This is a genomic window from Streptomyces sp. NPDC044106, from assembly GCF_056433985.1.
Genome location: NZ_JBWKFZ010000018.1, coordinates 93,787 through 107,590 on the forward strand (window position 1 = coordinate 93,787; position 13,804 = coordinate 107,590).

Consider the following 13,804-nt stretch of genomic DNA (forward strand, 5'->3'; position numbering starts at 1 on the left):
CCGTCCTCGGCGGTGGTGTGGCGGCGCTGGCGTCCAGAACACAGTTCCGCAGGCCGCTGCCGGGCGGCCGCGGTCTGGCCGCGCAGTTGGCGCTCCTGCTGATCTGCGGTTCGTACGCCATCGGTTCCGCCCTCGGGTGGGGGTCCGGGCGTCTCGCCTCCTTCATGGGCGACTTCGGGCTGAGCGCCGCCGCCGCGACCGCCGCGGTCTCCTGCTTCCGGTACGCCCGCACGCGCCACAGCCGCTTTCGACCCGCATGGCTGTTGTTCGCCCTCTCCTCCACGATGGCGTCCCTGGGCAACGCGGTGTGGGGCTGGTACGAGGTCGTCCTTGACCGGCACGTGCCGCCGTTCGGCCTCGACGACGTGTTCTTCCTGTGCTTCGCGCCGCCCGCCATCATCGGCCTGCTCGTGCTGGCCAAGCGCCCGGTGACGCGGGCCGGTTGGGTCTGCCTCGGACTCGACGCCTGGCTCATCGGGGGCTCGCTCCTCACGCTCTCCTGGAGCCTGGCGCTCGCGAGCGCCGCGCGGTTCGAGGACCAGGGGGTCGCTCAGGACGCGCTCTCCCTCGCCTACCCGCTGCTCGACATCGCGCTGGTCAGCATGGTCCTCGCGCTGCACTTCAGACGGTCGTCCGCCCAGCGCACCCCGGTGAACACCGCGATCGGCGCGCTCGCCCTCACCGTGATGTGCGACGCGCTCTTCACCTCACCCGTCCTCCACGACAGTTACCGCTCCGGGCGGCTGCTCGACGCGGGATGGTTCGCGGGCTCGCTGCTCCTCGCGTACGCGCCCTGGGCGGCCCCCTGGCACGCGCGCGGGCCGCAGGGACCGGGCCACGCGCGCGTGTCGTACGACAGCGGGCCCGAGGAGCCGCGAGCCGCCGTGACCCGGCCGATCTCCGGATCGCTCGCCGCCCTCACGCCCTATCTGGCCGCGGCCGTCTGCACGTTGGGGATCATCTACAACGTACTGAGCGGACAGCGAGTCGACCACGTCGTACTCGTCACCGCGGGCACCGTGGTCCTCGCCCTCGTGGTCCGCCAGGGCATCATGCTCATGGACAACATCACGCTGACCCAGGAGCTGGCGCAGAAGGAGAACCACTTCCGGTCCCTGGTCCAGGGCTCCAGCGACGTCATCATGATCGCCGCGCCGAACGGCATCCTGCGGTACGTGAGCCCGGCCGCCGCCGGGGTCTACGGCCGCGATGCGGAAGAGCTCGTCGGCTCCGAACTGGCTACGCTGATGCACCCCGAGGACCTCGGCAGAGTCGTCCACGAAGTGCGCAGATTCCTCGCCGCCGACCCCGTCGAGGAGCCCACCACCCGCATCGAGTGCCGTTTCAAATCCGGCCACGGCGAGTGGCTGAACGTGGAATCGACCGTCAACCGCCATCATGGCGGCCTCATCTTCAACAGCAGGGACGTCACCGAACGGGTGCGCTTGCAGGCCCAGTTGCAGCACAACGCCGAGCACGACCCGCTCACCGACCTGCCCAACCGCGCCCTGTTCACCCGGCGCGTGGGCCAGGCCCTGACCGGCCGCAGGGTGACCGACCGCGGCACGGCCGTGCTCTTCATCGACCTCGACGGCTTCAAGGCCGTCAACGACACCATCGGACACCAGGCCGGTGACGAGCTCCTCATCCAGGCCGCGCGCAGACTTCAGGAGGCGGTGCGTTCGGGCGACACCGCCTCCCGGCTCGGCGGCGATGAGTTCGCGGCCCTCATCGTCGGCGACGGGACCCGGGACCAGGCCGCGAGAGAACGGCACATCTATGAGCTCGCCGACCGGCTGAGAATCACCCTGTCCCAGCCCTACGCCATCGACGGCAACGACGTGCGCGTGGCGGCGTCCATCGGCGTGGCCTTCGCCGAACCGGGCATCGGAGCCGGCGAGCTGCTGCGTAACGCCGACCTCGCGATGTACCGCGCCAAGGCCGCGGGCAAGGGCCGCGTCGAGCTGTACGCACCCCAGATGCAGGCCGACGTCGTCCGCAAGGCGGAGCTCGCCACCCGGCTGCGCGCCGCCCTGCACGACGGCGAGTTCGCGCTGCTCCACCAGCCGGTGGTCTCCCTCGACGACGGCCGGATCACGGCGGTCTCGGCCCAGGCCCGCTGGCGCTCGGCGCAGGGCGTCCTCTTCACGCCCGCCGAGTTCCTGCGGGTCTCCGAGCGGGGCGAGCGCCAGGACGGCGGCCGCGCGGCCGAGCTCGGCCGCTGGATGGTCGAGGCCGCCGTCGAGCAGGCCGCCGAGCGCGGCAGGACCGGCCACGCCGTGCCCGTCGCCGTCCGGATGAGCGCCCGGCGCCTCCTCGACCGCTCCATGCCGCTGGGGTCCGTCGAGGCGCTCCTGACCAGGCACGGGCTGCCCTCCGGGGCGCTCATCGTCGAGCTCGCCGGAATCGACCCCCGGGTCTCCCTCGACGATCTTGAGCGCCGTCTCGCGTCCCTGCGCAGACTCGGCGTACGCATCGCGCTCGACGGCTTCGGCAACGGCTACGCGGCGATCACCGCCCTGCGCCGGCTCCCCGTCGACATCCTGAAGCTGGACCGCGGCCTGACCGAGGGCGTCGTGCAGTCCGCGCGGCTGAACAAGATCACGTCCGGGCTGCTGCGCATCGCGGGCGACCTGGGCCTGATGTCCGTGGCCGACGGCGTCGACCTGCCCGAACAGGTGGTCGCGCTGCGCGCGATGGGCTGCACGCACGGACAGGGCATGGCGTTCACCGGGCCCCTCGACGAGTACCGGCTGCGCCGGGCGCTCTCGCTCGGGGAGTATCCGGTGCCGCTCGGTCCGGCCGAACCGGTGCTCGCCGGCGCGTCTCCGGTGGCGTACGCGAGCAGCTCCTCCGGGATGTACGCGGGTGGGCCCGCGGTGGCGTACAGCGGATCTCCGGTGGCGTACACAGGTGGTCCCACCGCCTACGCCCGTTCACATAATGAGACCCCCATCCCACCTACTTGACACGCACTGCGTGCCGGGGGGAGGGTCAATGCCATGCGCACCCGAATTCTCGTACTTGGAAAGCGCGTCGGCTGAAGCTGGGACTGACCGGTCCGAACACCGGAGTCCTTGCGACCGCACCCGGCGCGCTCCCCTCGCTTGCCTCACGGCACGAGGGGTTTTTTGTTGCACTGGCACCCGCCAAACCCCCGCAAAAACCCCGCAAAAACCCTCAGCTTCGAGAAGAGAATGCCGATGACCGAGCAGGCCTCCGGGGCCCACCATCCGCAGCCGCGGCCCCGAACCTCAGGACAGCAGTCCGCCCCCGTCGAGCACGTCACGGGTGCGCAGTCCCTGATTCGTTCTCTCGAGGAAGTCGGGGCCGACACGGTGTTCGGCATTCCCGGCGGAGCCATCCTTCCGGCGTACGACCCGATGATGGACTCCACCCGGGTGCGGCACGTCCTGGTCCGCCACGAGCAGGGCGCGGGCCACGCGGCCACCGGGTACGCGCAGGCCACCGGCAAGGTCGGCGTCTGCATGGCGACGAGCGGCCCCGGCGCCACCAACCTGGTCACCCCGATCGCCGACGCCCACATGGACTCCGTCCCGATGGTCGCGATCACCGGCCAGGTCGCCTCCAAGGCGATCGGCACGGACGCCTTCCAGGAGGCGGACATCGTCGGCATCACGATGCCGATCACCAAGCACAACTTCCTGGTCACCAAGGCGGAGGACATCCCACGCACCATCGCCGAGGCCTTCCACATCGCCTCGACCGGACGCCCGGGCCCGGTCCTCGTGGACATCGCGAAGGACGCGCTGCAGGCGCAGACCACGTTCTCCTGGCCGCCGCAGCAGGACCTGCCCGGCTACCGTCCGGTCACCAAGCCGCACGCCAAGCAGATCCGCGAGGCCGCCAAGCTCATCACCGCCGCCAGGCGCCCGGTCCTGTACGTCGGCGGCGGCGTCCTGAAGGCCCGGGCCACCGCCGAGCTGAAGGTCCTGGCGGAGCTCACCGGAGCGCCCGTCACCACCACTCTGATGGCGCTCGGCGCATTCCCCGACAGCCACCCGCTGCACGTGGGAATGCCGGGCATGCACGGTGCGGTCACCGCCGTCACCGCGCTGCAGAAGGCCGACCTGATCGTCGCCCTCGGAGCCCGCTTCGACGACCGCGTCACCGGCAAGCTGGACAGCTTCGCGCCCTTCGCGAAGATCGTCCACGCCGACATCGACCCCGCCGAGATCGGCAAGAACCGCGCCGCCGACGTGCCGATCGTCGGTGACGCCCGCGAGGTCATCGCCGACCTCGTCCAGGCCGTCCAGGCCGAGCACACCGAGGGCCACACCGGTGACTACACCGCCTGGTGGAACGACCTCAACCGCTGGCGCGACACCTACCCCCTCGGCTACACCCAGCCCGAGGACGGCTCGCTCTCCCCGCAGCACGTCATCGAGCGCGTCGGGCAACTCGCCCCCGAGGGCACGATCTTCGCCGCGGGCGTCGGCCAGCACCAGATGTGGGCCGCACACTTCATCGAGTACGAGAAGCCCGCCACCTGGCTCAACTCCGGCGGCGCCGGGACGATGGGCTACGCGGTCCCGGCCGCGATGGGCGCCAAGGCAGGCCGGCCGGACCGCACGGTCTGGGCGATCGACGGCGACGGCTGCTTCCAGATGACCAATCAGGAGCTCACCACCTGCGCCCTGAACAACATCCCGATCAAGGTCGCCATCATCAACAACGGCGCCCTCGGGATGGTCCGCCAGTGGCAGACGCTGTTCTACAACCAGCGCTACTCCAACACCGTCCTGCACAGCGGTCCCGAGGACATCGGCCCCAACAAGGGCACCCGCGTCCCGGACTTCGTGAAGCTGTCCGAGGCCATGGGCTGCGTGGCGCTGCGCTGCGAGCGCCCCGAGGACCTGGACAAGGTCATCGCCGAGGCCAACGCCGTCAACGACCGCCCCGTGGTCGTCGACTTCATCGTCCACGAGGACGCCCAGGTCTGGCCGATGGTCGCCGCGGGCACCTCGAACGACGAGGTCATGGCCGCGCGGGGCGTCCGCCCCGACTTCGGCGACAACGAAGACGACTGAGACCGAGAGCGAAAGAGAGACCACGCGTCATGTCCACCAAGCACACGCTCTCCGTCCTGGTCGAGAACAAGCCCGGTGTCCTCGCCAGGATCACCGCCCTGTTCTCCCGCCGCGGCTTCAACATCGACTCCCTCGCCGTGGGCGTCACCGAGCACCCCGACATCTCCCGCATCACCATCGTCGTGAATGTCGAGGACCTGCCGCTCGAACAGGTCACGAAGCAGCTCAACAAGCTCGTCAACGTCCTGAAGATCGTCGAACTGGAGCCGGGCGCCGCCGTGGCCCGCGAGCTCGTCCTCGCCAAGGTGCGCGCCGACAACGAGACGCGCTCCCAGATCGTCGAGATCGTCCAGCTGTTCCGCGCCAAGACCGTCGACGTCTCCCCGGAGGCCGTCACCATCGAGGCCACCGGCAGCAGCGACAAGCTGGAGGCCATGCTCAAGATGCTGGAGCCCTTCGGCATCAAGGAGCTCGTCCAGTCCGGCACCATCGCGATCGGCCGGGGCTCCCGCTCCATCACCGACCGCAGCCTGCGCGCCCTGGACCGGTCCGCGTAACGAGAACCGGACCGCATGGCGAGACCGGCAGACTTCCCATCCCACGCCCGCCGTACGGTGGGACGCAACACCAGCACACATAGGAGATTCCCAGTGGCCGAGCTGTTCTACGACGACGACGCCGACCTGTCCATCATCCAGGGCCGCAAGGTCGCGGTCATCGGTTACGGCAGCCAGGGCCACGCCCACGCGCTGTCGCTCCGTGACTCGGGTGTCGACGTCCGCGTCGGTCTGCACGAGGGCTCCAAGTCCAAGGCCAAGGCCGAGGAGCAGGGCCTGCGGGTCGTCACCCCGTCCGAGGCGGCGGCCGAGGCCGACGTCATCATGATCCTGGTGCCGGACCCGATCCAGGCCCAGGTCTACGAGGAGTCCATCAAGGACAACCTCAAGGACGGCGACGCGCTGTTCTTCGGCCACGGCCTGAACATCCGCTTCGGCTTCATCCAGGCCCCCGAGGGCGTCGACGTCTGCATGGTCGCCCCCAAGGGTCCGGGCCACTTGGTGCGCCGCCAGTACGAGGAGGGCCGCGGCGTTCCGTGTATCGCGGCCGTCGAGCAGGACGCCACCGGCAACGGCTTCCAGCTGGCGCTCTCGTACGCCAAGGGCATCGGCGGCACGCGGGCGGGCGTCATCAAGACGACCTTCACCGAGGAGACCGAGACCGACCTCTTCGGCGAGCAGGCCGTGCTCTGCGGCGGCACCGCCGCGCTGGTCAAGGCGGGCTTCGAGACCCTGACCGAGGCGGGCTACCAGCCGGAGATCGCGTACTTCGAGTGCCTCCACGAGCTGAAGCTGATCGTGGACCTCATGTACGAGGGCGGCCTGGAGAAGATGCGCTGGTCGGTCTCCGAGACCGCCGAGTGGGGCGACTACATCACCGGCCCGCGGATCATCACGGACGCCACCAAGGCCGAGATGAAGAAGGTCCTGACCGAGATCCAGGACGGCACCTTCGCCAAGCAGTGGATGGACGAGTACCACGGCGGCCTGAAGAAGTACAACGAGTACAAGACCCAGGACGAGAACCACCTCCTGGAGACCACGGGCAAGGAGCTGCGCAAGCTCATGTCCTGGGTCAACGACGAGGAGTGAGTGTTCCTCGGGTCCGGGGCTGATGCCTCGGGGCTCCGCCCCGGACCCCGCTCCTCTAACGCCGGAGGGGCTTGATGCTCCCCGTGCGAGTGATCCTTCCCCCGGAGCGGGGGAAGCGGTCGCGGCACGCCACTACACTTCTGTTCAACATTCGCGTCGGGCCCACAGCGTCGTGCGTCTTCCACGCGGCTAAGCGACTCCGCCTGCGGCCGTCGGGACGGCCGTCCGCAAGGGACTTGTGAGGACTCACGTGAGCACTGCTGCCAACGGCAAACCCGTCGTACTCATCGCTGAAGAGCTGTCGCCCGCGACTGTCGACGCCCTGGGCCCGGACTTCGAGATCCGCCACTGCAACGGCGCGGACCGGGGCGAGCTGCTCCCCGCGATCGCCGACGTCGACGCGATCCTCGTCCGCTCCGCGACCAAGGTCGACGCCGAGGCCATCGCCGCGGCCAGGAAGCTGAAGGTCGTCGCCCGCGCGGGCGTCGGTCTCGACAACGTCGACGTCTCCGCCGCCACCAAGGCCGGCGTGATGGTCGTCAACGCCCCGACCTCGAACATCGTCACCGCCGCCGAGCTGGCCTGCGGTCTGCTCCTGGCCACCGCGCGCAACATCCCGCAGGCCAACACCGCCCTGAAGAACGGCGAGTGGAAGCGGTCGAAGTACACCGGCGTCGAGCTCGCCGAGAAGACCCTCGGCGTCGTCGGCCTCGGCCGGATCGGCGCCCTCGTCGCCCAGCGCATGAGTGCCTTCGGCATGAAGGTCGTCGCCTACGACCCGTACGTGCAGCCCGCGCGCGCCGCGCAGATGGGCGTGAAGGTCCTCTCCCTCGACGAGCTGCTCGAGGTCTCGGACTTCATCACGGTCCACCTGCCCAAGACCCCCGAGACCCTCGGTCTCATCGGTGACGACGCGCTGCACAAGGTCAAGCCGAGCGTCCGCATCGTCAACGCCGCGCGGGGCGGCATCGTGGACGAGGAGGCGCTGCACTCCGCCCTCAAGGAGGGCCGCGTCGCGGGCGCCGGTCTCGACGTGTACGCGAAGGAGCCCTGCACGGACTCCCCGCTCTTCCAGTTCGACCAGGTCGTCTGCACCCCGCACCTCGGCGCCTCCACGGACGAGGCACAGGAGAAGGCGGGCATCGCCGTCGCCAAGTCGGTGCGGCTCGCCCTCGCCGGTGAGCTCGTCCCCGACGCGGTGAACGTGCAGGGCGGCGTCATCGCCGAGGACGTCCGCCCCGGGCTGCCGCTCGCCGAGAAGCTCGGCCGGATCTTCACCGCCCTGGCGAGCGAGGTCGCGGCCCGCCTCGACGTCGAGGTGTACGGCGAGATCACCCAGCACGACGTCAAGGTGCTCGAACTGTCCGCGCTGAAGGGCGTGTTCGAGGACGTCGTCGACGAGACCGTGTCGTACGTGAACGCGCCGCTGTTCGCCCAGGAGCGTGGCGTCGAGGTCCGCCTGACCACCAGCTCCGAGTCGCCCGACCACCGCAACGTGGTCACCGTGCGCGGCACGCTCGCCGGTGGTGAGGAGATCGCCGTCTCCGGCACGCTGGCCGGTCCCAAGCACCTCCAGAAGATCGTCGCCATCGGTGAGTACGACGTGGACCTGGCCCTCGCCGACCACATGGTCGTCCTGCGGTACCAGGACCGTCCGGGCGTCGTCGGCACGGTGGGCCGCGTCCTCGGCGAGGCGGGCATCAACATCGCGGGCATGCAGGTCGCTCGGGCCGACGTGGGCGGGGAGGCGCTGGCCGTCCTGACCGTCGACGACACGGTGCCGCAGCCTGTGCTCAACGAGCTTGCGGCGGAGACGGGGGCGGAGTCCGCGCGCGCGGTGGACCTCACGGACTAGTACGCCTGATGCGTCCTAGTACGCCCAGTACGCCGCGCCTTCGGTCGCCGTAGATCACCGGCTTCGCTGAGTTCGTCCTCACACGCCGGACGGGCTGGAAATCCCGCGCTCATGCTCGGGTACTTCCGGTTCGTCCGGCGTTTGGGCTTCACGGACCGTTACGCCGCGCAGTGCCGTCGAGGCCAGCAGAGCCGCTGCCAGCAGAAGTACCGCCCCCGTCAGCGCCGCGGCGTGCATCCCGTCGGTGAACGCGGTGCGGGAGACGGTCAGCAGGGCGTCCGCCGCATCGGCCGGCAGATGCCGCGCCGCCGCCACCGCGCCGCCGAGCGTCTCGTGGGCCTCGGCCGGGGCGGAGTCGGGGATCCGGGCGCGGTACACCGCGTTGCCGATGGAGCCGAGGAGTGCCATGCCCATGGCTCCGCCGAACTCCTGGCCGGTCTCCAGGAGAGAGGACGCGGTGCCCGCCTTCTCCGGCGGGGCCGCGCCGAGCGCCAGGTCGGTGAGTTGCGAGCCGACGATGACGGCGCCGCAGGCAAGGACGCCCGCTCCGGCGAGGACGAGCCAGAGGGAGTCGGTGCCGGTGACGGCGAGCAGGCCGTAGCCGCAGGCGGAGAGGGCGAAGCCGGTGGCGACGACATGGGCGCGGTTCATGCCGCGCTGGACGAGTGCCGTGGCGACGGGCGCGGCGAAGCCGATGAGGACCGAGGGCAGCAGCGCCCACAGCGCCGCTTCCAGGGCGCTGTTGCCGAGCACGGACTGCAGGTACTGGGTGGTGAAGTAGGCCGAACCCATCATCGCGAGCGAGGAGATGAGGTTCAGCGAGACGGCGGCGCCGAAGGCCCGGCCGCGGCCGCGGAAGAGGTCCGGCGGGACCATCGGCGAGGCGGCGGTGCGCTGGCGGCGGACGAAGAGGGCGGCGAAGCCGAGGCCGACGGCGACCGACGCGACGTAGGGGACCTCGATGCCCTTGATCGGCAGCTCCTTGAGGCCCCAGACGAGCGGCAGTACGGCGGCCATGGAGAGCGGCACGCTCAGCAGGTCGAACCGGCCGGGGCTCGGGTCCTTGGATTCCGGGATGAGGACCGGCGCGAGGACCAGGAGCAGCACCATCGCGGGCAGGTTGACCAGGAAGACCGAGCCCCACCAGAAGTGTTCGACGAGTACGCCGCTCAGCACGGAGCCGAGCGCGATGCCTGCGACCATCACGCCCTGCCACATGCCGATCGCCTTCGCGCGCTGGCCGGCGTCGCGGAACATGGTGCGTACGAGGGCCAGTGTGGACGGCATCAGGGTCGCGCCGCCGATGCCGAGGACCGCGCGGGCCGCGATCAGTGTCTCGGCGCTGTCCGCGTACGCGGCGGTGAGCGAGGCCGCGCCGAAGGCCGTGGCGCCGAACATGAGGAGCCTGCGGCGGCCGACGCGGTCCCCGAGGGAGCCCATCGTCATCAGCAGGCCGGCGAGCACGAAGGCGTAGATGTCGAAGATCCACAGCTGTTGTGTGCCGCTGGGGCGCAGGTCGGCGCTGATCTCCGGGACCGCGAAGTACAGGACGGAGACGTCCATCGAGACCAGGAGCAGCGGGAGCATCAGGACGGCCAGGGCCGTCCATTCCTTGCGGGTGGCGCGCGGGTTCGTCTGCATGGCGAGGACAGTACGGGCGTCTTAGACGCTTGTCTAGTACGTCTGTATAGATCATGCGTGTAGGACGGCCGTATGGCCCGGCGTAGGGTGCCCGCATGGGACACCGTGAAGATCTGCTCGAAGGGGCGAAGCGCTGCCTGCTGGAGAAGGGGTTCATGCGCACGACGGCCCGCGACATCGTGAAGGAGTCCGGGACGAACCTCGGCTCCATCGGCTACCACTACGGGTCGAAGGACGCGCTGCTGGTGGAGGCGTTCATCGCGCTCGTCGAGCCGATGGGTGACGGGTTCGAGGGCTCACGGGCCGAGGAGGGCGGCGAGCCGGGCGGGCTTGAGCGCTTCCGGAAGGTGTGGGAGAACATCATCCGCTCGGTGCCCGAGTCGCGGCCCATCTGGATGATGACCCTGGAGGTCGTCACGCAGGGCGAACGTCTCGCGGGAATCCGCGAGTTGCTGATCGAGGCGCAGAAGGAGGGGCGCAGCGGGCTCGCGGCGCTGTTCACCGGCATCGAGGAAAGCGAGCTCCCGGACGACGTCGTGGAGAGCGAGGGCCGGTTCTACACCACGCTCCTCAACGGCCTGATGGTGCAGTGGCTCTTCGACCCGGAATCCGCGACGACCGCCGAGCAGCTCACCGAGGGCCTGCGGCGGGTGATGGACCGGGCGGCCAGGACCGGCTGAGGCCGGCCCGCGGTGCGGACCGGCCTCAGAGCCTGTGTCATATCCCCGGCCGGGTGGTCGCCGCCTGGCACGCACGCTCGTCGCGTTGCCGAAAAGCCCTAGTAGCTCCGCTACAAGGACTATGACACAGGCTCTCAGGGCAGTGGGGGTTAAGACCACTTGATGCAGGCGGCGGGGATCCAGCCCCGCTTCTTGTTGAACTCGCTGCCGTACAGCCACTTGGTGCTGGTCTTGCCGCACAGCTTGTACTTCTGGCCCGTGAAGAAGTGGCCGTCGCTGCAGAGGTAGCCCTTCTTGCCCTTGTTCCACTGGCTGACGGCGGTGGCGTTCACCTTGGCGTGGGTGCGCACCTTGACCGCCTCCTTGGCGGGGACGTTGACGATGCCGCGGGAGCAGTCGGGCTTCGACGCGGCGACGGCGGTGCCGCTCGTGGCGACGGCGGTGCCGACGAGGGCGAGGGCGGAGAAGGCGACCGCGGGGGCCAACAGCCTGAACTTCATGAGGTGTGGGTTCTCCCGTGTGTAAGGGATGGATCTTCGGACGCGGAGAACCGTATCGCCTCCCGATCATGGACATGGCGGTCCGTTGCGCGGCTCTTACAGTCGTGACGACTTCAGGACCATGTGCAGCAGCAGCCGGTCCTCGCCGTCGTCCAGATCGAGGCCGGTGAGCTGCTCCACGCGGGAGAGCCGGTAGTAGAGGGTCTGGCGGTGGATGCCCAGGTCCGCGGCGGCGCGGCCCGCCTGGCCCGCGCAGTCGAGGAACACCTCGGCGGTGCGGGCGAGTTCGCGGTGCGCGGGCCCGAGGAGTTCCTTGCCCACCGGGTCGTGCGCGGCCTCCGGGGGCAGTGCGGTCAGCAGGCGGTAGGGGCCCACGTCCGACCACTGGGCCACCGGGGCGAAGCGCCGCTCGGCCAGCGCAGCCCGCGCCGCCCCCGACGCCTCCCACCAGGCGGCACCCAGTTCCTCCAGGCCGTGCCTGGCCCCCGCGATGCCTGCCGCGGCGCCCGGCACCGCGTCCAGGAGGCGGGACGCCGCCGTGTGCGCGGGGGACAGCGCGTCGGCCGAGCGCAGCCGCACCAGGGCGGCCAGGGACTGCGCGGTGGTGCCCCACGGCACCGTGCACACCGCCGCCGCGCCCGGCACCGTACGGGCCGCCGGGGCGTCGTCCGGGTCGGCCGAGCGCCACGGGGCCACGCAGACCACCGCGTGCAGTCCGTCGCCGCGGGCGCCGAGCGCCGTGCGCAGGGCGGCGACCGCCATGTCGCGCTGCCAGCCGCGCTCCGCCGTCAGGACCGCGCGGAACTCCCTGGTCAGGTCGGCGCCCGCCTGCGCCTCGTCGGCGAGCAGCGCGCCGATCCGGGTGGCCACCTCCATGGCGGCGGTCAGCTGCTGCTCGCTCGGCCCCGGCTCGCCGTCGAGGAGCCATACGTATCCGAGGGCGAAGCCGCGATGGCGTACGGGAAGACAGACGCGCCCCCGGTGGACGCCCGCCTCCGGGGTCGGCGGGATGCGGACGGGGGCCGTGGCGCGGGTGATGCCGAAGCTCTCGAACCAGGAGCGGACCTCGGCCGTGGACCGGCGGGTCAGGATCGAGCGGGTCCTGACCGGGTCGAGGACGCTCGCGTCGAAGCCGCTCTCGCCGTCGCCGCCGCCGTCGTGCGCACCGAAGGCGATCAGCTCGAAATCGCGGTTCTCCAGGGTCGCCGGGGCGCCGAGCAGCGCCGAGATCTCGTCGACCAGTTCTTGGTAATCACCCTTCACCACCCCATTCTCACGCACCCCGCGCAGTTCTTCAGACATCTGTCTGAGATCCAGGGCACGGATGCGTGACAGCTGTCGATGGCCCGCGTTCCGGTGGATCCTTAGATTTCACGGTGGTTCTCCGTGCCGTACCGCCGCATTCCCCTACGTGTGGGGCCATGTCGGTACAGCCATCGATTTCGTACACCCGTGGAGGTGCCCCGTGCTGGGTCCCGTGATCCTCGCCGCGTCACGCAGCGACAAGATGCGCCGTTTTGTCTCGGCGGCCCCCGGCACCAAGCAGGTCGTCGCCCGGTTCATCGCCGGTGAGGGCGTCGACCAGGTCGTCCCGGTCGTCGTCGACGCCGCCGACAAGGGCCTTGAGGTCACCCTCGACGTGGTGGGCGAGGACATCACCACCGTCGAGCAGTCCCACGCCGCCCGCGACGCCTACCTGGAGCTCATCGAGCGCCTGAAGGACCTCGGGCTCGGCACGAGGGCCGAGATGTCGGTGAAGCTGTCGATGTTCGGCCAGGCGCTTGAGGGCGGCCACGAGCTCGCCCTCGCCAACGTGCGGCCCGTCGTCGAGGCCGCCGCGGCCATCGGCACCACGGTCACCCTGGACGCCGAGGACCACACCACCCTCGACTCGATGTTCGCCATCCACGACGAGCTGCGGAAGGACTTCCCGCAGACCGGCTGCGTCATCCAGGCCTACCTCTTCCGCACCGAGGCCGACGCCCGCAGGCTCGCCGAAAACGGCAGCCGGGTGCGTATCGTGAAGGGTGCCTACAAGGAGCCTGCCGAGGTCGCGTACCAGGACAAGGCCGAGATCGACAAGGCGTACGTCCGGATCCTGCGGATCCTGATGGAGGGCGAGGGGTACCCGATGATCGGGTCCCACGACCCGCGCCTGATCTCCATCGCACAGGAGCTCGCGCGGCGCGCGGGGCGCAAACTGGACGAGTACGAATTCCAGATGCTGTACGGCATCCGCAGCGACGAGCACCTGCGCCTCGCGGCGGAGGGCCACCGGATGCGCGTGTACACCGCCTACGGCACCGACTGGTACGGCTACTTCATGCGCCGTCTCGCGGAGAAGCCGGCGAACCTCCTCTTCTTCGGCCGCTCCATCCTCACCAAGGGCTGAGCTCCCTTCCCCCGACCCCCCTTAAGGAGATACGGA

The 13,804-nt window shown here is 70.2% G+C and carries 10 protein-coding genes; 7 read left to right on the plus strand and 3 right to left on the minus strand.

The genetic code is table 11. The features are described 5' to 3' along the window. The first annotated feature begins 17 nt into the window (after positions 1-17). The 5 genes from AC07DI_RS29600 (at position 18) to serA (ending at position 8,555) form a co-directional block, all read left to right on the plus strand. Positions 18-2,969, plus strand: a complete 2,952-nt coding sequence (locus AC07DI_RS29600; RefSeq protein WP_478907277.1) for a putative bifunctional diguanylate cyclase/phosphodiesterase — start codon at positions 18-20, stop codon at positions 2,967-2,969. 234 nt (positions 2,970-3,203) lie between these two features. After that, positions 3,204-5,051, plus strand: coding sequence for an acetolactate synthase large subunit (locus tag AC07DI_RS29605; RefSeq protein ID WP_478907198.1), 1,848 nt, complete (start codon positions 3,204-3,206; stop codon positions 5,049-5,051). Between the two features lie 29 nt (positions 5,052-5,080). Beyond that, a complete protein-coding gene (gene ilvN / locus AC07DI_RS29610; RefSeq protein ID WP_030785263.1) occupies positions 5,081-5,608 on the plus strand; it encodes an acetolactate synthase small subunit in 528 nt (175 codons plus the stop codon). Positions 5,609-5,701: 93 nt separating this feature from the next. Further along, positions 5,702-6,700 (plus strand): ketol-acid reductoisomerase, encoded by a 999-nt coding sequence (gene ilvC / locus AC07DI_RS29615; protein WP_384249793.1) that lies wholly within the window; start codon positions 5,702-5,704, stop codon positions 6,698-6,700. Positions 6,701-6,950: 250 nt separating this feature from the next. Then, positions 6,951-8,555: a phosphoglycerate dehydrogenase gene (gene serA / locus AC07DI_RS29620; protein ID WP_384249795.1), complete on the plus strand. Its 1,605-nt coding sequence runs from the start codon at positions 6,951-6,953 to the stop codon at positions 8,553-8,555. A gap of 78 nt (positions 8,556-8,633) precedes the next feature. Here the strand turns inward: serA and AC07DI_RS29625 are convergent, their stop codons facing one another. Further along, positions 8,634-10,196, minus strand: a complete 1,563-nt coding sequence (locus AC07DI_RS29625; protein WP_478907201.1) for an MFS transporter — start codon at positions 10,194-10,196, stop codon at positions 8,634-8,636. A gap of 95 nt (positions 10,197-10,291) precedes the next feature. Here AC07DI_RS29625 and AC07DI_RS29630 point away from each other — a divergent pair, with 95 nt between their 5' ends. Continuing rightward, complete coding sequence (locus AC07DI_RS29630) at positions 10,292-10,876, plus strand: TetR/AcrR family transcriptional regulator (protein ID WP_384249800.1); 585 nt, start codon at positions 10,292-10,294, stop codon at positions 10,874-10,876. Positions 10,877-11,025: 149 nt separating this feature from the next. Here AC07DI_RS29630 and AC07DI_RS29635 read toward each other — a convergent pair whose 3' ends face one another. Further along, positions 11,026-11,376 (minus strand): hypothetical protein, encoded by a 351-nt coding sequence (locus AC07DI_RS29635; protein WP_478907203.1) that lies wholly within the window; start codon positions 11,374-11,376, stop codon positions 11,026-11,028. A 96-nt stretch (positions 11,377-11,472) separates the two neighbouring features. After that, positions 11,473-12,678, minus strand: a complete 1,206-nt coding sequence (locus AC07DI_RS29640) for a PucR family transcriptional regulator (protein ID WP_384249805.1) — start codon at positions 12,676-12,678, stop codon at positions 11,473-11,475. 163 nt (positions 12,679-12,841) lie between these two features. On the opposite strand from AC07DI_RS29640, the gene AC07DI_RS29645 reads away from it, so the two are divergent. After that, positions 12,842-13,768 carry a proline dehydrogenase family protein gene (locus tag AC07DI_RS29645; protein WP_384249807.1) on the plus strand — a complete coding sequence of 309 codons (927 nt, stop codon included), beginning with the start codon at positions 12,842-12,844 and terminating at the stop codon, positions 13,766-13,768. Positions 13,769-13,804: the final 36 nt, after the last annotated feature.

What these genes read in the sequence shown, in the direction of transcription:
- AC07DI_RS29605 (WP_478907198.1), top strand. Translation starts at nt 3,204, where the DNA reads ATGACCGAGCAGGCCTCCGGGGCCCACCATCCGCAGCCGCGGCCCCGA.
- ilvN (WP_030785263.1), top strand. Translation starts at nt 5,081, where the DNA reads ATGTCCACCAAGCACACGCTCTCCGTCCTGGTCGAGAACAAGCCCGGT.
- AC07DI_RS29625 (WP_478907201.1), bottom strand. Translation starts at nt 10,196, where the DNA reads ATGCAGACGAACCCGCGCGCCACCCGCAAGGAATGGACGGCCCTGGCC.
- AC07DI_RS29630 (WP_384249800.1), top strand. Translation starts at nt 10,292, where the DNA reads ATGGGACACCGTGAAGATCTGCTCGAAGGGGCGAAGCGCTGCCTGCTG.
- AC07DI_RS29635 (WP_478907203.1), bottom strand. Translation starts at nt 11,376, where the DNA reads ATGAAGTTCAGGCTGTTGGCCCCCGCGGTCGCCTTCTCCGCCCTCGCC.
- AC07DI_RS29640 (WP_384249805.1), bottom strand. Translation starts at nt 12,678, where the DNA reads ATGTCTGAAGAACTGCGCGGGGTGCGTGAGAATGGGGTGGTGAAGGGT.